Origin of the sequence: Streptomyces sp. NPDC087440 (assembly GCF_044744005.1) — a bacterium.
In the GTDB taxonomy this organism is placed as follows: Bacteria; Actinomycetota; Actinomycetes; order Streptomycetales; family Streptomycetaceae; genus Streptomyces.
On sequence record NZ_JBIUXN010000011.1, the window covers coordinates 89,014 to 115,616 of the forward strand.

General features: G+C 73.7%; 23 protein-coding genes. 15 read left to right on the forward strand and 8 right to left on the reverse strand.

Annotated features, from left to right (window positions below; genetic code table 11):
* The 3 genes from ACIO3O_RS22150 to ACIO3O_RS22160 form a co-directional block, all read right to left on the reverse strand.
* Positions 1-888 carry an oxygenase MpaB family protein gene (locus ACIO3O_RS22150; protein WP_401748386.1) on the reverse strand — a complete coding sequence of 296 codons (888 nt, stop codon included), beginning with the start codon at positions 886-888 and terminating at the stop codon, positions 1-3.
* Positions 889-897: 9 nt separating this feature from the next.
* Complete coding sequence (locus tag ACIO3O_RS22155; protein WP_401748388.1) at positions 898-2,082, reverse strand: acyl-CoA dehydrogenase family protein; 1,185 nt, start codon at positions 2,080-2,082, stop codon at positions 898-900.
* Between the two features lie 158 nt (positions 2,083-2,240).
* Positions 2,241-3,269, reverse strand: coding sequence for a MerR family transcriptional regulator (locus ACIO3O_RS22160; protein WP_401748390.1), 1,029 nt, complete (start codon positions 3,267-3,269; stop codon positions 2,241-2,243).
* Positions 3,270-3,846: 577 nt separating this feature from the next.
* Here ACIO3O_RS22160 and ACIO3O_RS22165 point away from each other — a divergent pair.
* Complete coding sequence (locus tag ACIO3O_RS22165) at positions 3,847-4,266, forward strand: CBS domain-containing protein (RefSeq protein ID WP_401748392.1); 420 nt, start codon at positions 3,847-3,849, stop codon at positions 4,264-4,266.
* 70 nt (positions 4,267-4,336) lie between these two features.
* Here ACIO3O_RS22165 and ACIO3O_RS22170 read toward each other — a convergent pair whose 3' ends face one another.
* On the reverse strand, positions 4,337-4,528 hold the full coding sequence (locus ACIO3O_RS22170; RefSeq protein WP_401748394.1) for a hypothetical protein: 192 nt from the start codon (positions 4,526-4,528) through the stop codon (positions 4,337-4,339).
* 109 nt (positions 4,529-4,637) lie between these two features.
* Here ACIO3O_RS22170 and ACIO3O_RS22175 point away from each other — a divergent pair, with 109 nt between their 5' ends.
* The 4 genes from ACIO3O_RS22175 (at position 4,638) to ACIO3O_RS22190 (ending at position 10,266) form a co-directional block, all read left to right on the forward strand.
* Positions 4,638-4,934 (forward strand): hypothetical protein, encoded by a 297-nt coding sequence (locus tag ACIO3O_RS22175; protein ID WP_401748396.1) that lies wholly within the window; start codon positions 4,638-4,640, stop codon positions 4,932-4,934.
* Positions 4,935-5,031: 97 nt separating this feature from the next.
* Positions 5,032-8,799, forward strand: coding sequence for a helix-turn-helix domain-containing protein (locus ACIO3O_RS22180; RefSeq protein ID WP_401748398.1), 3,768 nt, complete (start codon positions 5,032-5,034; stop codon positions 8,797-8,799).
* Between the two features lie 187 nt (positions 8,800-8,986).
* Positions 8,987-9,850: a C40 family peptidase gene (locus tag ACIO3O_RS22185; RefSeq protein WP_401748400.1), complete on the forward strand. Its 864-nt coding sequence runs from the start codon at positions 8,987-8,989 to the stop codon at positions 9,848-9,850.
* Positions 9,851-9,894: 44 nt separating this feature from the next.
* On the forward strand, positions 9,895-10,266 hold the full coding sequence (locus ACIO3O_RS22190) for a hypothetical protein (RefSeq protein WP_401748401.1): 372 nt from the start codon (positions 9,895-9,897) through the stop codon (positions 10,264-10,266).
* Between the two features lie 156 nt (positions 10,267-10,422).
* On the opposite strand, the gene ACIO3O_RS22195 is transcribed toward ACIO3O_RS22190, so the two are convergent.
* Positions 10,423-10,698 carry a hypothetical protein gene (locus ACIO3O_RS22195; protein WP_401748403.1) on the reverse strand — a complete coding sequence of 92 codons (276 nt, stop codon included), beginning with the start codon at positions 10,696-10,698 and terminating at the stop codon, positions 10,423-10,425.
* Between the two features lie 328 nt (positions 10,699-11,026).
* Between ACIO3O_RS22195 and ACIO3O_RS22200 the strand changes: the two genes are divergently transcribed.
* Entirely contained in the window at positions 11,027-11,416 is a 390-nt protein-coding gene (locus ACIO3O_RS22200; protein ID WP_401748405.1) for a hypothetical protein, read from the forward strand.
* Between the two features lie 108 nt (positions 11,417-11,524).
* A complete protein-coding gene (locus tag ACIO3O_RS22205) occupies positions 11,525-11,767 on the forward strand; it encodes a hypothetical protein (protein ID WP_401748407.1) in 243 nt (80 codons plus the stop codon).
* Positions 11,768-11,826: 59 nt separating this feature from the next.
* Here the strand turns inward: ACIO3O_RS22205 and ACIO3O_RS22210 are convergent, their stop codons facing one another.
* Positions 11,827-14,286, reverse strand: coding sequence for an ABC transporter permease (locus ACIO3O_RS22210; RefSeq protein ID WP_401748409.1), 2,460 nt, complete (start codon positions 14,284-14,286; stop codon positions 11,827-11,829).
* Positions 14,287-14,503: 217 nt separating this feature from the next.
* Positions 14,504-14,992: a GNAT family N-acetyltransferase gene (locus tag ACIO3O_RS22215; RefSeq protein ID WP_401748411.1), complete on the reverse strand. Its 489-nt coding sequence runs from the start codon at positions 14,990-14,992 to the stop codon at positions 14,504-14,506.
* 188 nt (positions 14,993-15,180) lie between these two features.
* Between ACIO3O_RS22215 and ACIO3O_RS22220 the strand changes: the two genes are divergently transcribed.
* The 4 genes from ACIO3O_RS22220 (at position 15,181) to ACIO3O_RS22235 (ending at position 19,814) form a co-directional block, all read left to right on the forward strand.
* The gene (locus ACIO3O_RS22220; RefSeq protein ID WP_401748412.1) at positions 15,181-16,740 is read left to right on the forward strand and encodes an MFS transporter; all 1,560 of its coding nucleotides are present in this window, start codon (positions 15,181-15,183) and stop codon (positions 16,738-16,740) included.
* Between the two features lie 38 nt (positions 16,741-16,778).
* Positions 16,779-17,783, forward strand: a complete 1,005-nt coding sequence (locus ACIO3O_RS22225; protein WP_401748414.1) for an inositol monophosphatase family protein — start codon at positions 16,779-16,781, stop codon at positions 17,781-17,783.
* Positions 17,780-18,835 (forward strand): enoyl-CoA hydratase/isomerase family protein, encoded by a 1,056-nt coding sequence (locus ACIO3O_RS22230; RefSeq protein ID WP_401748416.1) that lies wholly within the window; start codon positions 17,780-17,782, stop codon positions 18,833-18,835. The genes ACIO3O_RS22225 and ACIO3O_RS22230 overlap by 4 nt, the downstream gene beginning before the upstream one ends.
* Positions 18,836-18,926: 91 nt before the next feature.
* Positions 18,927-19,814 carry an alpha/beta hydrolase fold domain-containing protein gene (locus ACIO3O_RS22235; RefSeq protein WP_401748418.1) on the forward strand — a complete coding sequence of 296 codons (888 nt, stop codon included), beginning with the start codon at positions 18,927-18,929 and terminating at the stop codon, positions 19,812-19,814.
* Here ACIO3O_RS22235 and ACIO3O_RS22240 read toward each other — a convergent pair.
* Positions 19,789-20,733 carry a LysR substrate-binding domain-containing protein gene (locus ACIO3O_RS22240; protein ID WP_401748419.1) on the reverse strand — a complete coding sequence of 315 codons (945 nt, stop codon included), beginning with the start codon at positions 20,731-20,733 and terminating at the stop codon, positions 19,789-19,791. The genes ACIO3O_RS22235 and ACIO3O_RS22240 overlap by 26 nt on opposite strands.
* Before the next feature lie 152 nt (positions 20,734-20,885).
* On the opposite strand from ACIO3O_RS22240, the gene ACIO3O_RS22245 reads away from it, so the two are divergent.
* The 4 genes from ACIO3O_RS22245 to scpA all read left to right on the forward strand — a co-directional run bounded on the left by ACIO3O_RS22245 (position 20,886) and on the right by scpA (position 26,490).
* Positions 20,886-21,533 carry a maleylpyruvate isomerase family mycothiol-dependent enzyme gene (locus ACIO3O_RS22245; RefSeq protein WP_401748420.1) on the forward strand — a complete coding sequence of 216 codons (648 nt, stop codon included), beginning with the start codon at positions 20,886-20,888 and terminating at the stop codon, positions 21,531-21,533.
* 133 nt (positions 21,534-21,666) lie between these two features.
* Positions 21,667-22,095 (forward strand): VOC family protein, encoded by a 429-nt coding sequence (locus ACIO3O_RS22250; protein ID WP_401748422.1) that lies wholly within the window; start codon positions 21,667-21,669, stop codon positions 22,093-22,095.
* A gap of 259 nt (positions 22,096-22,354) precedes the next feature.
* Positions 22,355-24,241, forward strand: coding sequence for a methylmalonyl-CoA mutase small subunit (mutA, locus tag ACIO3O_RS22255; protein ID WP_401748423.1), 1,887 nt, complete (start codon positions 22,355-22,357; stop codon positions 24,239-24,241).
* Positions 24,241-26,490 carry a methylmalonyl-CoA mutase gene (scpA, locus tag ACIO3O_RS22260; protein WP_401748425.1) on the forward strand — a complete coding sequence of 750 codons (2,250 nt, stop codon included), beginning with the start codon at positions 24,241-24,243 and terminating at the stop codon, positions 26,488-26,490. The genes mutA and scpA overlap by 1 nt, the downstream gene beginning before the upstream one ends.
* Positions 26,491-26,603 lie beyond the last annotated feature (113 nt).

Sequence of the window (26,603 nt, forward strand, 5' to 3'; positions counted from 1 at the left end):
TCAATTCCGCTGCGCCCTCCCCGGCCCGTCAAGTATGGCCGCCTGCGCCTTGAGTTTGTACGGGGCGGGGCGGCTGCCGGGGCCCAGGCGGGCAACTGCCTTCAAGATGTGACCTGGTGGGAGCTGCCAGCGGAGCTGGGAGGGAATCGCGCGCAGGAAGTTCCCGGTGGCGCGCAGTTGACGGTCCGCCGCCCGGACGCCGGGTCCCGGCCTGCCGTACAGCGCGTGGGCGAACGGGGGCAGCGATGCGTACGCGACGGAAGCGACCCGCCTCCAGACGAGCTCGCGCGCCGGTACGAGGGCGGGGTGCACCGGTGGCCTGCGCAGGAAGGCGTCCACGGTACGGGCGTCCTCGCCGCCCGCCAGGACGGGCCGCACGGCGGCGAAGTAGGCCGCAAGCCCGGCCGTGCCGGACGGGACGTCGGCCGGGTCGAGGCCGACCAGGCGGGCGCTCTCGCGGTGTTCGTCGACATAGGCGTCGGCCTGGGCGTCGCTCAGCGGCAGCCCGGAGCGGCGGGCGACCGAGAGGTAGCTGTCGATCTCCGCGCAGTGCACCCAGAGCAGCAGCTCCGGGTCGTCGACGCCGAGCAGCCGGTGGATCTTCCGGACGCGCGCCCCGGCCCGCTCGGCGGCCTCCGTCGTCCCGTAGGTGGTGGTGCCGACGAAGTTCGCGGTGCGCATCAGCCGCCCCCAGGCGTCCTCCATGAAGGTGCTGTTGATCAGGACGCCGCGCACGGCGACGGGATGCAGGGCCTGGAGGTAGAGGGCGCGGACCCCGGCGATCCACATCATCGGGTCGCCGTGCACCTGCCAGGTGACGGAGGAGGGCCCGAAGAGGCCGGGGTCGGCTCCGGTGTAGGTGGGCGCGCCCGCCCGCGGGAAGGTCATTCCCGCACGCTAACGCCGGACCCTCGGCATCCCCAGTCCGATCCAGGAAATGATCTCGCGCTGGATCTCGTTGTTGCCGCCGCCGAAGGTGAAGATCACGGCGGAGCGGTAGCCGCGTTCCAGCTCGCCGTGCAGGACGGCGCCGGTGGAGCCCTCCTTGAGCGGGCCCGCCGCGCCGACGACCTCCATCAGCCAGCCGTAGGCGTCCCGGCGGGCCTCGGAGCCGTACACCTTGACGGCGGAGGCGTCCTGCGGGGTGAGGGTGTTGTTCTGGACGGCGTTGACCATTCTCCAGTTGAGGAGCTTCATCGCGTCGAGCTTGGTGTGGGTGCGGGCGAGGCGGCCGCGCACCCAGTTCAGGTCGATGACGCGGCGGCCGTCGGAGAGCGTGGTGTCCATGGCCCAGCGCTGCACGTCGTGCAGGGCGCGGACGGCCATGGTGCCGTGGGCGGCGAGGGTGACGCGTTCGTGGTTGAGCTGGTTGGTGATGAGCCGCCAGCCCTTGTTCTCCTCGCCGACGCGGCGGGAGACGGGGACGCGGATGTTCTCGTAGTAGCTGGCGGTGGTGTCGTGCGAGGCGAGGGTGTTGATGAGGGTGCAGGAGTAGCCGGGGTCGCTGGTGGGGACCAGGAGCATGGTGATGCCCTTGTGGGGCGGGGCGTCCGGGTCGGTGCGCACGGCGAGCCAGACCCAGTCGGCGGTGTCGCCGTTCGTGGTCCAGATCTTCTGGCCGTTGACGAGGTAGTGGTCGCCGTCGCGGACCGCCTTCGTCTTCAGGGCCGCGAGGTCGGTGCCCGCGTCGGGCTCGCTGTAGCCGATCGCGAAGTCGAGTTCGCCGGAGAGGATCTTGGGGAGGAAGTACGCCTTCTGCTCGTCGGTGCCGAACTGCATGATCGTCGGCCCGACGGTGTTGAGGGCCATCAGCGGCAGCGGGACGTTGGCCTGGGCGGCCTCGTCGAAGAAGACGTACTGCTCCATGGGGCTCAGCCCGCGCCCGCCGTACTCCTTCGGCCAGCCCACCCCGAGCCAGCCGTCCGCGCCGAGGCGGCGGATCGTCTCGCGGTAGAACCGCTTCTGGGCGGCGGGGTCGCCGTAGCGAGCCCGGGCATGGGCCTCGTCGGGGACCAACTCGGCGAAGTAGGCGCGCAGTTCGGTGCGCAGTCGCTGCTGTTCGGGGGTGTAGGCGAGGTGCACGGGCCCTCCAGGCGTGTGGCACGGGGTTCCGGCGGCGGCGCACACAGTAGAACGTGTTGCAGGAATGCGGAAGGGGAGGGGCGGGTGGGGGTGCGTCTCCGGTGCGGGCTTGTCCGGTGCACGGCCGTCAGGCGTACGGCCTGTCAGATGTACGGCCGTCAGGTGTACGAGGCCGACTCGACCAGGTCCAGCGCGTCCGCCAGGCTGTGCGGCCGGTGCACGCCCTCGCTGGGCGCGGTGCGCGACCAGCCCGGGCCCGCGGCCAGTACCGCCGGGTGGGTGCGGGCGCCCCGGATGCCGCGCGCGGTGGAGCGGACCAGGCCGAGGACGGCCCGGTCGGCGGTGGGTCGGGTCTGGGACCACAGGACGACGGCACGCGGGCCCGTGCGGCGCACGGCCTCCGAGAGCGCGTGCAACGGCACGGCCGCCCCGAACATCCTTACCGGGAGCCCCCGTTCGGCCAGCGCCGCGGCGAGGGCCTCCAGGGCGAGGGTGTGCAACTCGCCGGGCAGGCACGCCAGGAGCACCGGCCGTTCGGCGTCGCCGGGGTCCTTGACGTCGGCGTTGCGGCGCAGGGCGGTGGAGATGTGCCAGGACAACAGGTGCTCCGCCTCCACGTACCGCTCGCCCGTGGCGTCGCCCGACGTGGCCCAGGTGCGGCCGATGGCGCGCAGGGCCGGGGCCATCGCGCCCTCCCAGGAGCCGATCAGGCCGTGGGAGTGCACGGTCGCGGTGAGCAGGCTGTCGATGAGCGGGGAGTCCAGGCGCACGGCGGCGTTGCGCAGGCCGCGCACGGTGCGGACGGGGATGCCGGAGGACGGGGGGCGGGGGGCGGGGATCTCGACGCGGGGGTCGGCCGGGGCGAGTGCGGGTGGCTTCGGCGCACTGTCACGGGCCAGCCTGGCGGCCTCGGCCGGGGGGACGCCGCGTGCGGTGAGGGCGCACATGCGCTCCAGGAGGTCGACGTCGGCCGGGGCCCAGCGGCGGTGCCTGCCGTCGTCGCGGACCGCGGGGCCGATGCCGTAACGGCGGTCCCAGGAGCGCAGGGTGGTGGGGGCGACTCCGAGGCGGCGCGCGACGTCTCCGGTGGTCAGTCCCGGGCTCGGGGCGGGGGCGGACGCACGGGGGGTCGTGGTGCTCGCGCGGGGGATCGTCGTGCTGTCGTTCGTGGGCCGACTGCCGTTCATGGGCCGACGATACGACGCACGAGCGATGCGAGTTGCCGGGTTTGCGCAACTGCGGGAAAGCTGGGCGGCGCAGGAACGGCAGCCGGGTCCACGGCCCGCGCCTCCTCCGCCGCCGGCGTTGCGGAGGACGTGCGGGGGCACCCATGCGGGGAGCACGAGAGTGGCCCGGGCTGCGGGTGGTGTCACGGGCGGATGATCGGCCGCCCGTGACCCGCCGAACACCGTCCGGTGGGGGTGTGGGGTTTCCGCCCCTCCGCCCCGGTGGGGTGTGGCTGCTGGTGTTGTGTTCCGGGGCCGAACCCTTTTGCTCGCTACGGCGGGGGTCTGATGCGTGCCGGGCCCGGCACCTCGGTTGCCTGCGGCGCCGCCCCAGGCCCGCCCCTTCACCTAAAGCGCTTGGCCGCGTGGCTGGGTGGGTGGCTGGTGTCTTGCGCAGTTCCCCGCGCCCCTTACGGTGTTCCACTCGCCCGGCGGTCAGCGTTGAGCGCTCTCACTCGTACGGCGGTGTCCGGTCGCCCCTGTGGAGTGCTCGCCGGAGCATGACGATGCGCTCACTTCATCGACTCCGGAGGAATCCATGACCACCGTCCGTGACCTGATGACCCCCGACGTCCGGTCCATTCCGGCCACCGAGACGCTCGACCGGGCCGCCCAGCTCATGCGCGAGCACCACATCGGCGCCCTGCCCGTCGAGGGCAGCGACGGCGCGCTCACCGGGATCGTCACCGACCGTGACATCGTCGTGAAGTGCATCGCGGCCGGTCACGACCCGTCGAAGAAGACCGCGGGCGACCTCGCCGAAGGTGAGCCGGTGTCCGTCGACGTCTCGGCGGACGCCGACGAGGCCGTGCGGGTCATGAGCGACGCCCGCATCCGGCGGCTGCTGGTGCTGGAGAACGGTTCGCCGGTCGGCATGGTCACCGAGGCCGACCTCGCGCGGGCGCTGCCCGCCGACCAGCTCGTGACCTTCGTCAGCGCCGTGTACGCCGGGCGCTGATCTCGGCGTACGGACACGTGTGCCCCGCCCGACGTCGCGTCCGGGCGGGGCACAGGCGTGTCGCGGCGGATCAGGGCAGCTCGCCCTCGATGGCAGCGCGGCCCTCCTTCTCCAGCCGCTTGCGCGCCCACTCCAGGTTCTCCGGCGTCACGTCGCGGCCCGATGCCAGCACCAGGTCCTCGGGGGTCGCGTCGTCGCTGCCGCCGCTGTGCAGCAGGCTGTCGGGGGTCACTTCCGACGGGTCGGGGCCTTGGTCGCTCATGCCGTCTCCTTGCGCTGGTCGGGTTCCCGCTTGGCTCGATTCTTGTGCCGGTCCGCGCGCTCCGCACCTTCGGGATGCGTACTCCGTCCGGGTGAGGCAGCGTGAGGTCATGAGCGACACGTACGACACCGACGGCGACCTCCCCGAGGACGACGGGGTGCTGGACGCCCAGGACTCCCTGATCACGGACCGGCTCGACTACGACCCCCTCGACACCGGCATCGACCCACCGGACCACTGGTCGCCCGCCGAGTCCTTCGGCACGACCGCCGAGGAGGCCAGGCGCGGCGAGTCCCTCGACCAGCTGCTCGCCGAGGAGGAACCCGATCTTCCGCAGCCCTCGGGGGACGAGTTCGGCGAGGAGTACGCCGATGAGCTGGATCTGGATCCGTCGGACGACCTGTGAACGCGGACGACCCGTGAACGCGGTGGCGTTCGCGAGTTCAGGTGAACATGTCCGGTGACAACTGAAATGTCCATGTCCGCCCTGTACGGTGCCGGGCATGAACGGGGTACGGGGCTCGCGCCCCCTCGATGAATCCGGCACGTTCGGGGCCGAGTTGAGGCGCCTGCGGGGCGAGCGCGGCATGTCGCTCACCGCACTGGCACGGGCCATCCACTACAGCAAGGGCTACCTCAGCAAGATCGAGACCGGCGGCAAACCGCCCACCAGCGACGTCGCCCGCCGCTGTGACGAAGTGCTGGGCGCCGACGGCGCGTTGCTGCGGCTCGTGCCGGAGGTTCCGGCGGCGCGCAGGGCCTCGTCCGTGGCCGTCGAGCCACCGACGGCCCTGCCGCCCAGGGCGCTTGACGCGGCCGAGTGCCCGTACCGGGGGCTCGCCTCCTTCGACGTGCAGGACGCGCGGTGGTTCTTCGGGCGGGAGCGGGCCACCGCCGCTCTGTTGGGCAAGCTGGCGGAGCGTGCCGGGGTCGGGCCGCTCGTGGTGGCGGCGCCCTCGGGTGCGGGGAAGTCGTCGTTGCTGCGGGCCGGTCTGGTGCCCGCGCTGCGGCGCGGGGAGCTGCCGGTGCCGGGGTCGTGCGCGTGGACGGTGGCGCTGTGCACGCCCACGGCGCACCCGGTGCGGGAGTTGCTGCGGTGCGTGGGGGACGCGGTCGGCGCAACGGTGGGGGAGGTCGGGCGGCTCGCCGAGGACTTGCGTGCGCAAGGGGTGGGGGGCGAGGGACGGCGGCTCGTTCTTCTGGTCGACCAGTTCGAGGAGGCCTTCGCCCTCTGCGCCGACGCGCGCGAGCGGCTCGCCTTCGTCGAGGCCCTGTGCGCGCTCGCCGGGCCCGGCGGTCCGACCGTCGTGGTGCTCGGGCTGCGGGCCGACTTCACCGGGCGGTGTCTCGAAGTGCCCGCCCTGGTGCCCGTGTTCACCCACGGTCTGTTCGCCCTCGGGCCGATGTCCGCCGGTGAGCTGCGGGAGGCGGTCGCCCGGCCCGCCGACCGGTGCGGGCTGGTCCTGGAGCCGGGGCTGGTGGAGTTGTTGCTGCGCGACGTGGGGGCCGACGGTGCGGCGGGGTGTGCGCCGGACGCGGCCGGTGCGCTGCCACTGCTCGCGCACGCCCTGCGGGTGACCTGGCAGCACCGCACCGGGCGCACCCTCACCGTCGCCGGGTACGAGCGGACCGGCGGCATCCGCGGGGCCGTCGCGCTGAGCGCGGAGGAGGTGTTCACCGGACTGCTGCCCAGCGAACGCGACATGGCCCGGCGCCTGTTGGTGCGGCTGGTGCACCTCGGGGACGACGGCAGCGAGTCGCGGCGGCGCAGCGGGCGGGAGCGGCTGCTGGCCCGGCTGCCCGACCCGGGCGGCGCGCAGGCCGCGCTGGACGCGTTCGTCGCGGCCCGGCTGCTCACGGCGGGGCAGGACTGCGTGGAGATCACGCACGAGGCCCTGCTGCGGGCCTGGCCCCGGCTGCGGGACTGGATCGACGCCGACCGGGCGGGCCTGCTGCTGCGCCAGCAGCTCACCGCGTCGGCCACCGAGTGGGTACGGGCCGACCGCGACCCGGCGCTCCTCCCCCGGGGTTCGCGGCTGCGCAAGGTCGCCGCGTGGGCCGAGCAGCGCGACGCCCGGATCGAACTGGGGCCCGCCGAGGCCGAGTTCATCGCGGCCGGGCGGGCGGAGGAGCGGGCCAGGCAGCGCACCGAGACGCTCCGGGTGCGCACCCGCCGGGTGCTGCTGGGCACGCTCGCGGTGCTGCTGGTGCTGGCGGTCGGGGCGGGCACGGTGGCGTACGAACAGCGTGAACGCGCCTACCAGGAGCGGCTGACGGCCCAGTCGCAGGCCATGGCGGTACGGGCCCAGACGCTCGCCGCCGGGCGGCCGGAGGAGGCGATGCGCCTGGCCCTGCGCGCGTACCGGGCCGCCCCCACCGTGGAGGCGCGCGGCGCGCTGCTGAGCACGCAGGCGCAGCCCTTCGCGGGGCGTCTCAGGGGGCACAGCGGGCCGGTGAACGCGGTGGCCTTCGCCCCGGACGGGCGGACGCTGGCGTCGGGCGGCAACGACGGCACCGTACGGCTGTGGGGAGGGGCGGGGCACCGGCGTCCGCTCGCCGTGCTGACGGGGCACGGCGGGCAGGTGCTGGGGCTCGCGTTCAGCCCGGACGGGCGGGTCCTCGCGTCGGCGGGGGCGGACGGGACCGTACGGCTGTGGGGTGTACGGGACCACCAGGGGGCCGGGACGCTGCTCGGGCACGGGGGTGCGGTGCGGGCGGTGGCGTTCGCCCCGGACGGCCGCTCCCTGGTGACCGGCGGCGCGGACCGCACCGTACGCCTGTGGGACGCGCGGCGGCACACGCTGCGCGCGACGTGGCACGGTCACACCGATGTGGTGATGGCGGTCGCCTGGTCGCCGGACGCGCGGCGTGTGGCGTCGGCGGGCATGGACCGGACCGTGCGCCTGTGGAACACGCAAGAGGGCACACAGACGGAGAAGCCGGCACCGGCACTGGTGCTCGCGGGGCACAGCGACGGGGTGCTCTCGGTGGCCTGGTCGCCGGACGGCGAGCAGATCGCCTCCGGCAGCGCGGACCGCACCGTGCGCCTGTGGGACGCACGGCGGCGACAGCTGCGGCAGGTGCTGGCGGGGCACAGCGACGACGTCAACGCGGTGGCGTACTTCCGGGACGGGACCACCGTCGTGAGCACCGGCGGTGACGGCACCGCGCGCCTGTGGGACGTGGCGAGCAGGCGCACCGTGGCGACGCTGTCGGGGCACACCGACTACGTGCTGGGGGTGGCCGTCGGGAACGGCACCGTGCTGGCGACGGCGGGCTTCGACGGCACGGTGGTGCGCTGGGACCTGGGGCGGGCGGCGCTCGTCACGCATCCCTTCGCGGAGTCCTGGCAGCCCGCGTTCTCGCCGGACGGGCACTGGCTGGCCTCCGCGAGCGGCGATCGTACGGTGAAGCTGTGGGACGCCCGCGCGCACCGGCCCCGGGGCTCGCTCGACGGGCACACCGGGTCGGTGTTCCAGGTGGTGTGGTCGCCGGACGGGCGGCGGCTCGCCTCGGCGGGCGCGGACCGCACGGTGCGGGTCTGGGACACGGGCTCACGGCGGCTCCTGAAGTCCCTGTCCGGGCACACCGGTTCGGTACTGGGGCTGGCCTGGTCGCCGGACGGACGGTGGCTGGCGTCGGCGAGCGCGGACCGTACGGTACGGATCTGGGACGCCCGTACGCTGCGGTCCACGGCCGTCCTGACCGGGCACCGGGACTTCGCGAACGCGGTGGCGTTCGCCCCGGACGGGCGCACGCTCGCCAGTGGCGGCGACGACTTGACGGTACGTCTGTGGAGCGTCCCGGACTGGCGGCCGGGCCCGGTGCTGCACGGGCACACCGGGTCGGTACGGGCACTGGCCTTCGCCGGAGGCCGGGACGGAGGCCGGGACGGGGACGGAGGCGCGGGCGTGCTGGCGTCGGGCGGCAACGACGGCACGGTGCGCCTGTGGGACCTGGCGCGCGGTGTCGCCGTCGCGGCGCTCACGGGACACAGCGGCGCGGTGCGCGCGGTGGCCTTCGCACCCGGCGGCGGTGACACCCTGGCGAGCAGCGGCAGTGACGGCACCGTGCGCCTGTGGGACGCCGCCCGGCAGTTGCCGACGGCCACCCTCACCGGTCACCAGGGGGCGGTGTGGGGCATCGCCTTCGACCGGCGCACGGGGACGCTCGCCAGCAGCAGCAACGACGGCACGGTCCGGCTGTGGGACACCTCCCTAGAACACCGGGAGAAGGCGGTGTGCGCGCTGGCGGGGTGCCCCGTCGACTGACCGCGCGCCACGGTGAACACCCCGGTTTCCCTGGGCGTTTCCCGTTTCCCGGCGCATCGGGAGACACCAGGAGTCTCGACAGCCACGGCGGGCGGCCCCCAGTCTCGAAAGGGCCGGGCACACCTCCGGCGACACCCTCACGCACCACGAACCGACACCCTCACGCACCACGAACGGGGACCCTGTCATGCACCACCGCACCCGGCACCCGCCCCGGACCGCCGCCGCCCTCGTCGCCGTCCTCGCCCTCGCCGCCACCCCGCTGACGCTGGTTCAGGCGGACGCGGCGGACGCACCGGCACCGGCGGCGTGCGACGTCCTCTCCCCCGGTGCGTCCGCCGCCGCCGAGAAGGCGGTCCGGGCCGCCTGCACGCAGCTCGGCGTCTGGTACTCCTGGGGCGGCGGGCACGGGCCGCAGCCCGGGCCCACGTACGGGCAGGTCGACCCGACCGACCCGGACAGCTCCCAGGACCCGTACCGCAAGGGGTTCGACTGCTCGGGCTTCGTGCGGTGGGCGTACGCGCAGGCCGCCGGGCAGGACATCCTCGACGGCAACGCGCACAGCCAGTACAACTCCGGGCGGGTGAGCGCGCGTTTCACCGCGGCGCAGGGGCTCGACCCGCTGCTGCCGGGCGATCTCGTCGTCTGGGGCAGCGCCCGCAAGGTGCACCACATCGCGGTCTACCTGGGCGCCGGGAAGATGGTCGAGGCCAAGGAGTCCGGCACCAAGGTCATGGTGAGCGACGTCCGGCTGGGCGGGGACTACTTCGGAGCGGTGCGCATCAACGCCGAACCCGGTCAGGGCGGTGGCCACAGCACCTGGGGCACGGACGTGTGGACGCACACCGAGCCGTCGACGACGAGCCCGCGCGTGCACAAGTTCACCGGTCCGACGGCGGTGCGGATCGAGTGCCAGAAGCACGCCCAGTCGGTGACCGCCGAGGGCATCACCAACGACGCCTGGTCGTACCTGCCCGACCACCAGTCGTGGATCACCAACATCTATGTCAAGGGACCGGCCTGGCTGGACGGCGTGCCGACCTGCCCGTAGCCGCCCTGCCCCCCACACCCAGAGAACAGAAACAGGAGCACTCCATGAACCTCACCAAGAAGTTCGCCGTCGCCCTCGCCGCCACCGCGCTCACCGCCGGTCTCACCGCGGCCGCGGCACCCGAAGCCGCCCCGCAGGGGGTCGCCGCCGAGTGCGGGGTGCGCTCCGACGGCAAGCTGTACTGCGGCAACAAGGCGGGCGCCAAGGGGTACGCGCACCGTTCGTACGCCTCGGCGGTGCGCGGGCAGATGAACACGACGTTCAGCTGGTTCCAGTGCTGGGGCCGCGGCGACGCCCACGGCGGCGGCAACAACGTCTGGTACTGGACCAAGCTGGACAACGGCCAGTGGGGCAACATGCCGGCCGTGGACGTGCACACCCCGGTCGACCCGGCGCCGGGTCTGCGCGAGTGCTGACACCCCTCGCCACCGGCTGACCCTCCTCGCCACCGGCTGAATCCCCTCGTCACCGGCTGACCCCCACCGGTCCGGCATCCCCCGCACGGGCTGCCGGACCCCGAGACCGTGGGCCGCCCCCTTCTTGCCGGGGGCGGCCCACGGCCGTGCCCGGCGTCAGACGAAGACGCTCCTGCCACCGGTGTACGAACCACCGGGGTTGATCACGTATTCGACGTTTCCGGTGCAGCCGGAACCCGTCCACACCACCACGACCTGGTCCGTCTGGTTGCCGACCGTGGACGGCACGAAGTCCCCGAGCTGGTAACAGCCGCTCGGTTCCCGGATCGCCTGCCCGTCGATGTACAGGAACCCGCGGGCCGCGAACGCGGGGCCCGCAACCGTGAGCGTCAGTGCCGCCGCAGCCATGCACGTCCCCAGAACCTTCGCCATGCGTCGCCTCATGTGCGCCTGCCTCTTTCCGTGTCGCGCGGACCCGCCTCCGGAACGAGCCCTCCCAATAACCGAAAGTAGGCTTTACGTCACACAGCGCGACCACTCCTGTCGACGTCGATCCCCCTGCCGCCCAGGCATAGGACAGCGGCAACACGAACGTGTGCATGGTGTCGCGCGGTTGACGACCTCCCCCTCTGCACCAGGGGACACGCAAGGGGCCCGCCCGGTGCACGCGCCGCGCCTTGCTCCGTTCAGCCTCCCCCGATAGGCGTAAAACGGGGCAAGAGCAGGCGATTCGGCCACTCGTCGGGGGAACCTGTGCCCCATGGCTTCCGTGCCCCTCCCCTCACGGACGGTGCTCCGGCGCGTGCTTGCCGCGCTGCTGGCGTTCACCGCCGTGTTCGCGCTGCTGGTGGGCGCGGAGCCGGGTGCGGAGAGCGCCGCCGCCGCGGGCGAGTCGCGGTCGGCGGGTGCGCCGCCCGGCTCGGGCTCCGCCGAGAGCGAAGGCACGCCGGACGGTTCCGCCGACCCCGAACTGCGGTTGCTGCTGGGCGGGGTGCGCCGGGTGCAGGCGCCGCCCGCGCCGTCGCGGACCCGGCCCCCGAGCGGTCCCCCCGTCCGTCCGGTGCGTGCGCCGCACGGACGGGTTCCGCGCACGTCCCCCGCCCGTGGTCCGGCGCCGTACGCGGCCCGGTGTGCGGTGCTGCGCTGCTGAGAGGGCCCCGTACCGGCCCCGCATTCCTGTCGCCGGTACACCGTGCCGACCCGCGCCCCGGTACCGGGGTGTGCGGGATCTCTCCGTACCGCAAAGGACGACACAGCCATGCCCTTCGACCCGTACGCCGCACTGAACGCCATGATCCGCGCCGAGGTCCGCCGCTCCTCCGACACCGGCCCTTCGCCGATCGCGCGCCGCACGACCGAGCCGGTCTCGCGCCCGTCCGTCGAACGCCGGGCGGCCTCGCACCAGGCCACCGAACGCGCCCGCGGGGAGCACCACCCGGCCGCCGAGCGGTCCGAGCCGGTCCGCCGGACGGCCCCGAAGTCCGGCCGCGACAAGAGCTGACCCGGACGACTGCGGGGGCCCCGGGCGTCGTACGGCGTCCGGGGCCCCCGCACGTGCGCTCACTCCGCGTGCAGCGCGTCCACCACCGGCATCCGGCGCACCCGCCGGGCGGGGAGCACGGCTGCGGTCAGGCCGATCAGGACGGTGACCGCGAGCAGTCCGAGGAGCAGCAGGACCGGGGTGTGCTCGAACCCGTACGCCCGGGTGACGGCGTGGCCCGCGAGCCAGCCGTAGGCCAGGCCGAGCGCGGTGCCCGCGACCGCGCCGGTCAGGGACAGCAGGACGGCCTCCAGGGTCAGCATCCTGCGCAGTTGGTCGCCGCTGAGGCCGATCGCGCGGAGCATGCCGATCTCCCGGGTGCGCTCGTCGACGCCCAGCATCAGCGTGGCGGCGACGCCGAGTGCGGCGATCGCCATCGAGAAGGCCAGCAGCACCGCGGCGATCATGACCATGCGGTCCATCATCGTGCGCATGACCTCGGCCTCGGCGCCGGAGTCCCGGACCCGGACGGTCGGCTGGTCCAGCAGGGTCGCGTCCAGCAGCTTGCGGGCCTCGTCGTGCGGCAGGTCGCCGGTCGGGGAGACCCAGGCGGTGCTGACGACGGCGTTCGGCGCGATGCGGTCCATGGTGCGCGGGGTGACGAAGTACGTCGCCTCGGGGACGACGGCGTACGGGAACATCGACGCGCCGCCGGTGGGCTTCAGGCCCGCCGGAACGGTGCGGGAGGAGCCGAGGGAGGCCAGGGTCTCGCCGTCGGTGAGGGCGCGGGCCCGGTCGACGTCCTCGGCGCCGTCGTTGAGGAGGGCGGGGTCGGCGGACGCGACGACGACCGTGTGCCCGTCGACGTCGAAGGACGCGGTACGGACGGGGGCGACGGACAGCCGCCGCTCCGCGCCGATCGCGGTCAGCGCCGCCCCGGGCACCTGCTTCTTGTCGGTGGCCAGGGAGAACGCCCCGGGTTCCCGGGAGCCCAGCAGGTCGCCGAGTGCGCCGCCGGTGGTGGAGACGACGGTGGCGGCGGCCACCATGACGGTGACGCCCACCAGCAGCGCGGAGGCGGCGGCCCCGGTGCGGCCCGGATTGCGGTGCAGTTGCTGGGCGGCCAGCTTGCCCGTGGTGCCGAAGAAGCGGCGGGCGGGAAGGGCGAGCAGCGTCACCACGGGCGGCAGCACCCAGCGGGCCAGCCGCAGCACGCCGAAGAAGCTGAGGATCGCGCCCAGGGTGACCGCCAGCAGGCCGAGCGGGCCGGAGGAGGCGGTGGCGGCGACGAGCAGCAGGACGCCGAGGCCCAGCAGCAGCGCGGAGAACACCGTGCGCACGACGCGGCTGCCCGCACTGCCCGGCGTCGCCGCGTGCGCCCCTCCGAGCGCCGCGATCGGGGGCACGGCCGAGGCGGCCTTGGCCGGTGCGCGGACGGCGAGCACGGTGAGCAGCACGCCGAAGAGGAAGGCGAGGACAAAGACGTACCAGGCGGGCATCAGGTCGACCGTGACCGGGCCGAGGTCGAACGTGGACAGCAGCAGCGTGCCGCAGGCGGCCGCCCCCGCTCCGAGGCCGAGCCCGACGAGGGACGCGCCGACGCCGAGCAGGAGGCCCTGGCGGCGGACGTGGCGGCGCACCTGGGTGCGGGAGGCGCCGATGCAGCGCAGCAGGGCGAGCTGGCGGATCTGCTGGGAGAGCACCACGGAGAACGTGTTGCTGACGACCATGCGCGCCACGGCCATCGCGATCAGCACGAAGCTCAGGGCCGCGACGAGGACGATGCCGAAGAGGGTGTTGCTCTCCCGGGTGGCGGCCTGGACGGAGGCCTCGTGCGTGCGGACCCGGACCTGGTCGCCGAGTGCCTCGCGCAGGGCGCCGACGGTGGCCTGTTCGCGGCCGGGGGCCACCGCGAGGTCGAGCTGGGTGATGCGCGGGCCGGTGGCGTACCGGGCGAAGACGGCGTCGGGCACGCCGAGCACGGGCTGTCCGGACATGCTGGGGGCGGCCCGGGTGTCGAGGGTGCCGGTGAGGAGTGCGGAGGCGCGGGCGCCGGAGGCGGTCAGCAGGGGGAGCCGGTCGCCCGGGTGCACGCCGATGCGGTCGGCGGTGCCGCTGTCGAGCATCACCTCGTCGGGGGCGGTGGCCCACGTCCCGCCGTCGGCGAGCTGCCAGCGCAGGCCGGGCGCGGAGGCCAGGGAGGTGGCCGCGGCGGTGTCGTCGAGGGGGCGGCCGGCGGGGGTGAGCACGGTGGCGTGGCCGGTGCGGCGTACGCCGACGGCATCGACGCCGGGCACCCGGGCGGCCTTCGCGGCGGCGTCCCCGGGCACCTGGCGTGCGCCCTCCCCCTCGGGGGTGACCTGGACGGCGGCCGGTCCGACCTCGGCGGCGGCGAGCTGGCTGAAGGAGCCGACCAGGGCGCCGCTGCCGCCGACGGCGAGGACCAGGAAGGCCACGCCGACGGCCACGGCGGCGCCGGTGAGCAGCAACTGCCGCACCTGGCCGCGGAATTCCTTGAGCGTGTACCTGCCTGTGGCCATGTCCGTCCTCACCCCTGCCGCGAGGGGCCGGGCCCCTCGTCCTGTCTCCTTCGACGCTAGGTGTGGCCGGGCGGGGACACGTCAACTCCGGGGTGGGACCGGGGGTCCTCCCGAGGGCTGACGGTGCGCGGTGCGTGTAGCCCCGGAGGCTGACCCGGACCCTGAGACTCCGGATGCCGGACCGGGTGCGGGTCCTCGGTGTGCCGAGGGGCGCCGATCAGAGGGGGCGGTACATGACGTGCAGGCCGACGTACCCCTGCTCCGGGTGGCGGAAGCCGTCCGGGATCGTACCGACGACGTGGAAGCCGAGGCGCTCGTAGAGGCGGACGGCGTGGGTGTTGGTGGCGGCGACGGCATTGAACTGCATGCCCCGGAAGCCCTGGGTCCGGGCCCAGTCGAGGGTGTGCTCGACCAGGGCGCGGCCGACGCCCCGGCCGCCGTGGGCGGGGTCGACCATGTAACTGGCGCTGGCGATGTGGGCGCCGTTGCCGTGCTGGTTGTTGTTCATCTTGGCGGTGCCGAGCACGGTGCCGTCGTCGTCCACGGCGACGACCGTACGGTTCGGGGCGCTCAGCATCCACCAGCCCCGGCCGGTCTCGCGGTCGAGGTCGACGGGGAAGGTGAAGGTGTCGCCGGCGGCGGTGATCGTGTGGAAGAAGGGCCAGATCGCGGCCCAGTCGTCGGCGGTGGCTTCTCTGATCAGCATCCGGTCAGGGTGCCCCCTCCCGAGGCCTGCCACCAGCGGTTTTTCCGGTGCCGCCCGGCGGATGCCGGTTCTCTGCCCTTCTGACCCCCTCCCCAGAGTGGGACATCAGCCTTTCGTGTGAGACACTGATGTCTCATTCGAGGCTCACTCGTCTCGCAATGCAGTCCTCACACCGGAATGGATGTCTCATGTCCTCCCCCGTCGCCACCCGGCCCGACGCCCAGGCCACCGCCCCGCTGCTGGACCCCCGGCGCTGGATCGTCCTGGCGATCCTGTCGGGCAGCCTCCTGCTGATCGCGATGGACACCACGATCCTGAACGTGGCGTTCCCCTCGCTGGTCTCCGACCTCCAGCCGGGGTCGGTCGAGCAGCTCTGGATCATCGACGTCTACGCCCTCGCCCTGTCCGGACTGCTGGTGACGGCGGGCGCACTGGGTGACAGGTTCGGCCGCAAACGGATGCTGCTGACCGGCTTCGCGATCTTCGCGCTGGCCTCACTGCTCGCGGTGTTCGCCACCGAGGCGTGGCATGTGATCGGTGCCCGGGCGCTGCTCGGCATCGGCGGTGCGGCGATCATGCCGTCCACGCTGTCGATCCTGCGGCACGTCTTCACCGACGCCCGTGAGCGGGCCTTCGCGTACGCCGTGTGGGCGGCGGTCTTCGGCGGCGGCATGGCGCTCGGTCCGGTCGTCGGCGGTCTGCTGGTGGAGGACTTCGGCTGGCAGTCCGCGTTCCTGCTGAACCTGCCGGTCGCGGCCCTGGTCATCGCGCTGGGCGCCATGTTCCTGCCCGAGTCGCACTCGCCGCGCACCGGCCGGTGGGACTGGTGGGGCGTCGGTCAGTCGATCGTCGGCATGCTCGCCCTCGCGGGCGGCATCAAGCAGCTCGGCAAGAGCGGCTTCGCGGACCCGCTGCCGTGGGCGCTCCTGGTGCTCGCCGCGGTCGCGCTGACGGTCTTCGTACGCCGTCAGCTGCGGCTGGAGAGCCCGCTGCTCCAGGTCCGGCTGTTCGCCAACCGGTCCTTCTCCATCGCCGCCGTGTCGATCTTCCTCGGCATGGTCGGGATGGGTGCGGTGCTCTTCCTGGTGACGCAGTGGTTCCAGTACGGCGAGGGGTACACGCCGCTGGAGGCGGGCGTCCGGCTGCTGCCCGCGTCGCTGGGTCTGGTCGTCACCTCGATGGTGACGCCGTCGCTGATGCACCGCTTCCCGATCCGGCACGTGCTGGGCTTCGGCCTCCTCGTGATGACGGCCGGGCTCGCCCTGCCGTGGACGGTGCAGCAGTTCACCCCGATCGGGTACCCGGCGGTCGCCGTCGCGCTGGCGGTCCTCGGCATGGGGGTCGGCATCGCCACCACGGTCGCCTCGGTGACGCTGATGGCGGCCACCCCGGCGCACGAGGTCGGTGGCGCGGCCGCCGTCGAGGAGACCTGCTACGAACTGGGCGCGGCGCTCGGCGTCGCCATCCTGGGCAGCCTGGCCACCGCGCTGTACCGGTCCAACCTCCCCTCGCTCGACCTGGACGGGGCAACCGCTCAGGCGGTCCGGGGCTCGGTCGGCGAGGCGGCGCACGTGGCGCAGGGCATCGGCGGCGAGGCGGGGCGCTCGCTGCTGGACGCCGTCTCGGCGGCGTACACGACGGCCATCACCCCGGCCTTCCTGATCGGTTCGCTGCTCACGCTGGCCGCGGCGGCGATCGCGTGGGCGTGGGTGCCGCGCGACCTGCGGCCGACGGAGAACGCGCACTGACCGAAGTGCGCGGCGGGGGTGCGGTTAGCCTGGCGATCATGTGGATCGACGAGGTCACCGACATCCTGCGCGAGGCAGCCGCCGAGGCGATCCTGCCCCGCCACCGGGCCCTCACCGAGGGCGAGATCACGGAGAAGACCCCCGGCGAGGTGGTCACCGTGGCCGACCGGGAGGCGGAGGCCCTGATCACCCGGCGGCTGCGCGCCGTCCACGACGTCCCCGTGGTCGGCGAGGAGGCGGCGGCCGCCGACCCCGCCCTGCTGCACGCCGTGCGCGGCGCCCCGCAGGCCTGGCTCGTCGACCCGCTCGACGGCACCCCCAACTTCGTCGCGGGCCGGGACGACTACGCGGTGATGGCGGCACTGGTGCGGGCGGGCGAGACGGTCGCCGCCTGGATTCTGCAACCGGCGACGGGCGTCGCGTACGTCGCGGAGCGCGGCTCGGGGGCATGGCGCACGGAGGGCCCGGGGCGAGGCCGCGAAGCCACCCCCGACTGCGCGTGCCTCCCGTCGGTGCAGGCTCTCGGTGACCCGCCTCCCCAGGGCCTCCGCCGCGCCGCAGCAGAGCCGGCAGGGGCGACGCCGCCGCACGGCGAGCCCGTACGGGAGGTGTCCGCGTGCCCCTGTTGTGCGCGCGGTGGCGCGCGGCGGATCGTGCGTGGCGGTGCGTCCGGTGATCCGGCGGAGCTGCGCGGGGCCGCGCTCACCGGGTTCCTCTCCCCCGCGGCGCGGGCCCATGTGGAGGCGTCCGCGTCGCGGGTCGGCGCGTTGTCGTCCGGCACCCGGTGCGCCGGGGTCGACTACCCCCGGCTCGCCTCCGGAGAGCTGGACTTCCTGCTCTACCACCGCACCCTGCCCTGGGACCACGCTCCCGGCGCGCTCCTGGTCGCCGAGGCGGGAGGTGTCGTGCGCAGGCCGGACGACGCCTCCGCCTACCGGCCGTCCGACGACCGCAGCGGGCTGATCGCCGCCGCCGACACGCACACCTGGCGCACCGTCCGCGATCTGCTCCTGCCTCCCTTCCCGCGAAAGGCCCACGCATGACCGAGCAGCAGACCGAAGCCCCCGTCCTCGTCCACGTCGAGGGCCGAGCCGGGCACCTCGTCCTCAACCGCCCCCGAGCCCTCAACGCCCTCACCCACCCCATGGTGCGCATCCTGGACGCGACCCTCGCCGCCTGGGCGCAGGACCCGGACATCGACACCGTGGTCCTCTCCGGCGCGGGCGAGCGCGGCCTGTGCGCGGGCGGCGACATCCGCACCATGCACGACGACGCGCGCGACGGCGACGGGACGGCCACGGAGGAGTTCTGGCGGGACGAGTACCGGCTGAACGCGCGGATCGCCCGCTCCCCGAAGCCGTACGTCGCGATCATGGACGGCATCGTGATGGGCGGCGGCGTCGGCGTGAGCGCGCACGGCGGCGTGCGCGTCGTCACCGAGCGCTCGCGGGTCGCCATGCCCGAGACCGGCATCGGCTTCGTGCCGGACGTCGGCGGTACGTATCTGCTGTCCCGGGCGCCCGGTGAGCTGGGCACGCACCTCGCGCTGACGGGTGGCTCGGTGGGTGCGGCGGACGCGCTGCTGTGCGGGCTGGCCGACCACGTCGTACCGTCGCGACGGCTGGCCGCGCTGCGGGCCGACCTGGCGTCCGTACCGGCGACGGAGGCCGTGCGGCGGCATGCGGTGGAGCCCGACGCGGGGGTGCTCGCGCAGGCGCGTGCCTGGATCGACCACTGCTACGCGGCGGACACGGTCGAGGAGATCGTGCGGCGGCTGACCGACAGCGGGGAGCCCTCGGCCAAGGAGGCCGCCGAGACGATCCTCGCGAAGTCCCCGACGTCGGTGAAGGTCACGCTGGAGGCCGTGCGGCGGGCGCGGGAACGCGGCTCGCTGGAAGCGGTGCTGGAGCAGGAGTACCGCGTGTCGTGCGTGGCGCTGCGCAGGCCGGACATGGTGGAGGGGGTGCGCGCGCAGATCGTCGACAAGGACCGCACCCCGCGGTGGTCGCCCGGCACGCTGGAGGAGGTCACCGCGGAGACGGTCGCGGAGTTCTTCGCGCCGCGCGGCGACGGGCGCGAGCTGACGTTCGACTGAGCCCCTTGGCAGGGGCGCCTCGCGCGGGCAGGATCGCGGGACGAGTGGCAGAGGCACGCGTCGTGTCCGGCCCGGCAGAGGAGTGGTGGACGTGGCAAGTGTGCGGATGCGGGTTCTTTCCCTCGTACTGCGGAGGCTGCGCAAGCCGCTCCTCGCCTCGGCCCAGGCGGCCCGCAAACGCATCGCCGCACCCAAGTCCGACCCCGCGCCGCCGCTGCCCCTGCTGCGGCGGCACCGGGTGAGCGTGCGCGAGGTGGAGGGCTTCCCGGTCTACAGCGTGATCCCGCGCGGCGGTTCGGCGCCGTCGCGGGCGGTCGTGTACTGGCACGGCGGCGCGTACACCGCCCAGATCCTGCGCCAGCACTGGGGTTTCGTCTCGGCGCTGGCGGACGCGGGCTGTCGGGTGGAGGTGCCGTTGTACGGGCTGACTCCCGACCACGCGTACCGGGAGGCCCTGCCGCTGGGCCGGGCCGTGCACGCCGAGCTCCTCAAGCAGTTCGAGCCCGGCGCGGTGACGCATGCCGGGGACTCGTCGGGCGGCGGGCTGGCGCTCGCGGTCACGCAGACGCTGGCCGGGGCGGGGCTCGCGCTGCCGGGGCGGCTGGTGCTGCTCTCGCCGTGGCTGGACCTGACCATGGCGAACCCGGGCATCGCGGCGGTGGAGCCGCACGACCCGTGGCTGAGCAGCGCGGGGCTGATCGAGGCGGGGCTGGTGTGGGCGGACGGGGACGATCCGCTGCGCCCCGAGCTGAGCCCGCTGCACGGGGAGCTGGCGGGCCTGCCCGAACTCGACATCCGGATCGGCACGCACGACGTCTTCCACCCCGACTGCGTCGCCCTGCACGAACGCGCCACGGCCGCCGGGGTGCGCTCCGAGCTCCACGAGGTGGAGGGCGGTTGGCACGTCTACGTTCTCGGGCCGGTGCCGGAGGGGCGCCGGGCCCGCGCGGAGATCATCCGGAAGGTCGCGTTCGGCTGAGCGGTGCGCCGGTGACGGTGCGGAGCCGGGCCGGGAGCGATGCGGACAGGTGGTCCAGGAAGGCCCGGGCGGCGGGACCCGCCGGGCCTGCGGCCGGGCGGGCGAGGGCGACACGCGCGCGGGGCGTCGGGTCGGTGAGGGCGAACGTGCCCAGCCCGGGCCCGCTCCGCCGGGCTATGCCTGCGGGGAGCACGGCGACGCCGAAGCCGCGGGCGGCCAGGGGGAACAGGGCCTGCGGGGCGGACGCCTCGAAGGCGACCGGCGGCTCGAACCCGGCCTCGGCGCAGGCCCGCTCCAGCACGGCGCGCACGCCGGTGCCGGACGGGAGCGTGATCAGGGGCCGGTCCCGGAGGGCGGTGAGCGGGACGGCGTCCGCACCGTGCAGCGGGTCCCCTGCCGCGACCACCCCCACCAGCGGCTCGTCCAGGAGGACCTGGAGGGCCACGCCCGGCAGCGGTCTCTCGTCGGCGAGCGAGGCCAGGGCCATGTCCAGGGTGCCGTGCCGGACCGCCGTCAGGAGGCGGTCCGAGGTGTCCTCCGTGAGGGAGAACTCGACCCCGGGGTAGGCGTCGTGGAAGTCGGCCAGCACGCCTGCCAGGTCGAACACCTCGGGTGGGGCGCCCAGCAGTGAGCCCAGCCTGACCCGGCCGCGCAGCAGTCCGGCGAACTCGTCGGCCGTCTCGCGCATCGCGTCGACGGCGGCGAGTGCGGCGCGGGCGTGCGGGAGGATCGCCTCGCCCGCCTCGGTGAGGGTGACCGTGCGCCCGGACCGGTCGAGCAGCGGCTGCCCGAGTTCCTTCTCCAACTGCCGCACCTGGGCACTGACCCCGGGCTGCGCCAGGTGCAGACGGGCTGCGGCGCGCGTGAAGTTGGCCTCCTCGACGACGGTGACGAAGGAGCGCAGGTGGCGAAGTTCCATGGCCGTGATGCTAGAAGGCCGTGATGCTGGACGTCCGTGATGCCAGAAGACGTCCGTGGTGCCGGACGTCCGTCGTGCCAGAAGTCCCGCTTCTGATCGTCAGCAGTAACCCTTCTTGGACTTATGGTCACGGCCCGACCACGCTGGTGATCATGGCGAAGACGAAGCTGCGGACCGACGACGCGACGATCCGGGCGGCCATCGCGGCCGAACGCCGTGAACTGGCCGACCTGCTCGACCTGTTGCCGGAGGAACGCTGGGACGAGCCGACGCTGTGCACCGGGTGGCGGGTGCGGGAGGTGGCGGCGCACATGTCGTTCGGCTTCCGCCACCCGCTGCGCAGGGTGGTGGGCGAACTGGTGCGGGCGCGCGGCAGCATGGACCGAATGACCGACCGGGTCGCCCGCCGGGAGGCGCAGCAGATGTCCCGGCAGGAGATGGCCTCGGCACTGCGGGACAACGCGGACCACCCGTGGACGCCCCCGGTGGGCGGCCTCGCGGCGGCGCTGGGCCACGACGTGGTGCACGGACTGGACATCACGATCCCGCTGGGCCTGGACCGGAAGGTGCCCGCGGACCGGCTGCGCGTCGTGCTGGGCACGGCGAGCCCGCTGGGCGCGCGGTTCTTCGGGGCGAAGCTGGGTGGCGTACGGCTGCGGGCGGACGACCTGGAGTGGTCGTACGGCAGCGGCAGCGAGGTGACCGGGCGGGCGCAGGACCTGGTGGCGGTGCTGTTCGGGCGGAAGGTACCGGCGGGGCGCCTGCACGGGGAGGCAGCCGGACGCTTCACCTCCGCGTGACCCGATCCTCCCCCAACAGCCGTCCTCCCGGCGGCGTTTCCCGGTCCGGCGGGGGTACTCGCAGCACACAGCGGTGTCGCGGGTCCAGGCACGGCATCGCCCGATCCGGATGAAGCAGAGGCGGGGCAGGAACATGACGGTGGCAAAGCGGACGGTGCTGGTACTGGACTGCGCGGAGGCGGACGAACTGGCCCAGTTCTACGCCAGGTTGTTCGACGCGGAGACCCGTCGGGGCGAGGACATGGACTTCGTGGAAATCGTCGGGCACGAGGGCGTGCACCTGGCGATCCGGCGCGACCACGGGTACGCGCCGCCGAGCTGGCCGCGCCCCGACGACTCCCAGCAGGCGCACCTGCGCATCCTGGTGGCCACCGACGACATGGACGAGGCGGAGCGCGAGGTGATCGGCCTGGGCGCGCGCCCGCTGGAGACCCCGAACAACACGGGTCTCAGCCGGGACGTGCGCCGCTTCTCCGACCCGGCCGGGCACCCGTTCTCCCTCGTCGCCTCGCCGACCGGAGGCGGCCAGGAGCAGCCGGAGGGCGAACTGCGGCTGGCCTGAGCCCGGTTCGGGGCACCGCGGCACGACCGTGCCGCGCCATGGCCGTGCCGCGCCGGTCGCCGGTCTCCGGAACCCGGCGCGGCACGCCGGTGCCCGGCACACCGCCGAAAGCCCCGACCCCGGACCCGACCCCCGGAACCACCCCGCCACTACTCCCCGGTAGGGCATTCGGCCGAACGGATCAAGGCAGGTCAGGAGAGGTCAAGGTCACAGCTGCTACCCCTGCTGCTCCTTCGCCGGGCTGCCCTAGCATCTGAGCATGACGGTCCTGCCTGACGACGGGCTCTCCCTGGCCGCCGAGTTCCCTGATGCGACCCATGAGCAGTGGCAGCGCCTGGTGGAAGGCGTGCTGCGCAAATCGGGTAAAGACGTCACGGGGTACGCGGCCGAAGAAGCCCTCTCCACTTCCCTCGACGACGGGCTGACGACACGCCCGCTGTACACCGCCGACGACCCCGCCCCGCAGAGCGACTCGCCCGGACTGCCCGGTTTCGCCCCCTTCACCCGGGGTGCGTTCGCTGCGGGCACGACGGCCGCGGGCGGCTGGGACGTACGGCAGCGGCACGAGCGCCCCGATCCGGTGCGCGCCAACGAGGCCGTGCTGGCGGACCTGGAGAACGGCGTTTCGTCGCTGTGGCTCGCGGTCGGCGGCTCCGGGCTTCCGGTGTCCGGCCTGGAGCAGGCGCTGGAGGGCGTGTACCTGGACCTGGCGCCCGTCGCCCTGGACGCGGGGGCCGAATTCGACGCCGCCGCACGGGAGTTGCTCCGCCTGTACGAGCTGCGCGGCGTGGCGCCCGAGGACGCGCGCGGCAACCTGGGCGCGGACCCGCTGGGCTACACCGCCCGCACCGGCGTCCACGATCCCGTACTCGCCGCCTCGGCCACCGAGCTCGCCGAGTTGACGGCCCGTCAGTACCCGGGGCTGCGCGCCCTGGTGGTGGACGCGCTGCCGTATCACGAGGCCGGTGCCTCGGCCGCGCAGGAGCTGGGCTGCTCCCTGGCCACCGGCGTGGCCTACCTGCGTCAGCTCACCGAGGCCGGACTCGACGTCGAAACGGCCTGCGGGCAGATCGACTTCCGGTACGCGGCGAGCGCCGACCAGTTCCTGACCATCGCCACATTCCGTGCGGCGCGCCGTCTGTGGGCCCGCGTCGCCGAGGCGTGCGGCGCGCCGGAGGCGGGCGCGCAGCGGCAGCACGCGGTGACGTCGTCGGTGATGATGACGCGCCGCGACCCGTGGGTGAACATGCTGCGCACCACGATCGCCTGCATGGCGGCCGGGGTGGGCGGCGCGGACGCCGTCACCGTGCTCCCCTTCGACCAGGCGATCGGCCTCCCCGACGCGTTCGCGCGCCGCATCGCCCGCAACACCTCCACGATCCTGGTCGAGGAGTCGCACCTGTCGCGGGTCGTCGACCCGGCGGGCGGCTCCTGGTACGTCGAGCAGCTCACCGACCAGCTGGCCGAGGCCGCCTGGGAGTGGTTCCAGGAGATCGAGCGGGCGGGCGGTCAGGCCGAGGGCCTGCGCTCGGGCCTGGTCGGCAGCCGGATCGCCGCCACCTGGGAGCGCCGTACGAAGAACCTGGCCAAGCGCAAGGAACCCATCACCGGCGTCAGCGAGTTCCCGCTGCTCGCCGAGCGCGAGGTCAGCCGCGACCCGGCCCCCGAGCGGCCCACCGGCGGACTCCCCCGGGTGCGCAGGGACGAGGCGTACGAGGTCCTGCGTGCCCGCTCCGACGCGCACCTGGCCGCGACCGGGGCGCGCCCGCGCGTGTTCCTCGCCGCGCTGGGTCCGGCCGCCGCGCACACCGGGCGTGTCACCTTCGCCGCGAACCTCTTCCAGGCGGGCGGCATCGAGCCGGTCCACGACCCGGTGACGGTCGACGCCACGACGGCGGCGGAGGCGTTCGCCGCGAGCGGTGCGAGCGTCGCCTGCATCTGTTCCAGCGACGCCCTGTACGCCGAGCAGGCGGCGGACGTGGCGCGCGCCCTCACTCAGGCGGGTGCGCGGACGGTGTTCCTCGCGGGCCGCCCCGGGGAAGCCGAAGAGACATACCGGAGTGCCGGCGTCGACGCGTTCGTCTTCGCGGGCTCGGACGCGGTGGCCACGCTCACCTCCGTCCTCGACCGTATGGAAGTGAAGTAATGGGCAGCCCCAAGAAGACATCAGGTGCCGCCGGGATTCCCGACTTCTCGCAGGTTCCGCTCACCTCGGAGTCCGCGTCGGCCGCCTCCGAGGAGCAGTGGCAGACGGCCGTGAAGGAGTCGACCGGGCGCGGCGTGGCGGACCTGGTCTGGGACACGCCCGAGGGCATCCCGGTGAAGCCGCTGTACACGGGCAAGGACACCGAGGGCCTGGACTTCCTGAACACGTACCCGGGTGTGGCCCCGTATCTGCGCGGCCCGTACCCGACGATGTACGTCAACCAGCCGTGGACGATCCGCCAGTACGCGGGCTTCTCCACCGCCGAGGAGTCCAACGCCTTCTACCGGCGCAACCTCGCCGCAGGTCAGAAGGGCCTCTCCGTCGCCTTCGACCTGCCCACGCACCGGGGGTACGACAGCGACCACCCGCGCGTCACCGGAGACGTCGGCATGGCGGGCGTGGCGATCGACTCGATCTACGACATGCGGCAGCTCTTCGACGGCATCCCGCTGGACAAGATGTCGGTGTCGATGACGATGAACGGCGCGGTGCTGCCCGTGCTGGCGCTGTACATCGTGGCGGCCGAGGAGCAAGGGGTGCCGCCGGAGAAGCTGGCGGGGACCATCCAGAACGACATCCTCAAAGAGTTCATGGTCCGCAACACCTACATCTATCCGCCGAAGCCCTCGATGCGGATCATCTCCGACATCTTCGCGTTCACCTCGCAGAAGATGCCGCGCTACAACTCCATCTCGATCTCCGGGTACCACATCCAGGAGGCGGGGGCGACGGCCGACCTGGAGCTGGCGTACACCCTCGCCGACGGAGTCGAGTACCTGCGGGCCGGACTCGACGTCGGCCTGGACGTCGACGCGTTCGCGCCCCGGCTGTCCTTCTTCTGGGCGATCGGCATGAACTTCTTCATGGAGATCGCCAAGATGCGGGCGGCGCGTCTGCTGTGGGCGAAGCTGGTCAAGCAGTTCGACCCGAAGAACCCCAAGTCCCTGTCGCTGCGCACCCATTCGCAGACCTCGGGCTGGTCGCTGACCGCGCAGGACGTGTTCAACAACGTGCCGCGCACCTGCATCGAGGCGATGGCCGCGACGCAGGGCCACACGCAGTCGCTGCACACCAACGCCCTCGACGAGGCGCTCGCCCTGCCCACCGACTTCTCGGCGCGCATCGCCCGCAACACCCAGCTGCTGCTCCAGCAGGAGTCGGGCACCGGCCGGGTCATCGACCCGTGGGGCGGCTCCGCGTACGTCGAGAAGCTGACGTACGACCTGGCGCGGCGCGCCTGGCAGCACATCGAGGAGGTGGAGGCGGCCGGCGGCATGGCGAAGGCGATCGACGCGGGCATCCCCAAGCTCCGTATCGAGGAGGCCGCGGCCCGCACCCAGGCGCGGATCGACTCGGGCCGTCAGCCGGTGATCGGCGTGAACAAGTACCGGGTGGAGACCGACGAGGACATCGACGTCCTCAAGGTCGACAACACCTCCGTGCGGGCCCAGCAGATCGCCAAGCTGAAGCGGCTGCGCGAGGAGCGCGACGAGGCGGCCTGCCAGGACGCGCTACGCGCCCTGACCGCGTCCGCCGAGCGCGGCACCTCCAGCGGCCTCGACGACAACCTCCTCGCGCTGGCCGTGAACGCGGCGCGTGCCAAGGCGACCGTCGGGGAGATCTCGGACGCGCTGGAGACGGTGTACGGGCGGCACGCGGGCCAGATCCGTACGATCGCCGGTGTGTACCGCAACGAGGCTGGAGAGTCCCCTTCCGTGGAGCGCACCCGTGCCCTGGTCGACGCGTTCGCCGAGGCGGAGGGGCGCCGTCCGCGCATCCTGGTCGCCAAGATGGGCCAGGACGGCCACGACCGGGGCCAGAAGGTGATCGCGACGGCCTTCGCCGACCTGGGCTTCGACGTGGACGTCGGCCCGCTGTTCCAGACCCCGGCGGAGGTGGCGCGCCAGGCCGTCGAGGCGGACGTGCACATCGTCGGCGTGTCGTCCCTCGCGGCGGGCCATCTGACCCTCGTCCCCGCGCTCCGGGAGGAGCTGGCGGCGGAGGGCCGGGAGGACGTGATGATCGTCGTCGGCGGTGTCATCCCGCCGCAGGACGTGCCCGCGCTGCACGAGGCGGGGGCGACGGCGGTCTTCCCGCCGGGCACGGTCATCCCGGACGCCGCGTTCGACCTGGTGCGGCGGCTCGCTGTGGAGCTGGGGCACGAGGTGGCGGTGCCGGGCGAGGCGTAGGACGTACGGTTTCCGGCAGTACCGGGCGGCACGGCCGCAAGGCCGGGCCGCCCCGAGACCGAACCGTATGTCCCTGCTGCTGCCCTCACGCTGCCCCCGAAGCCGGACGGAGA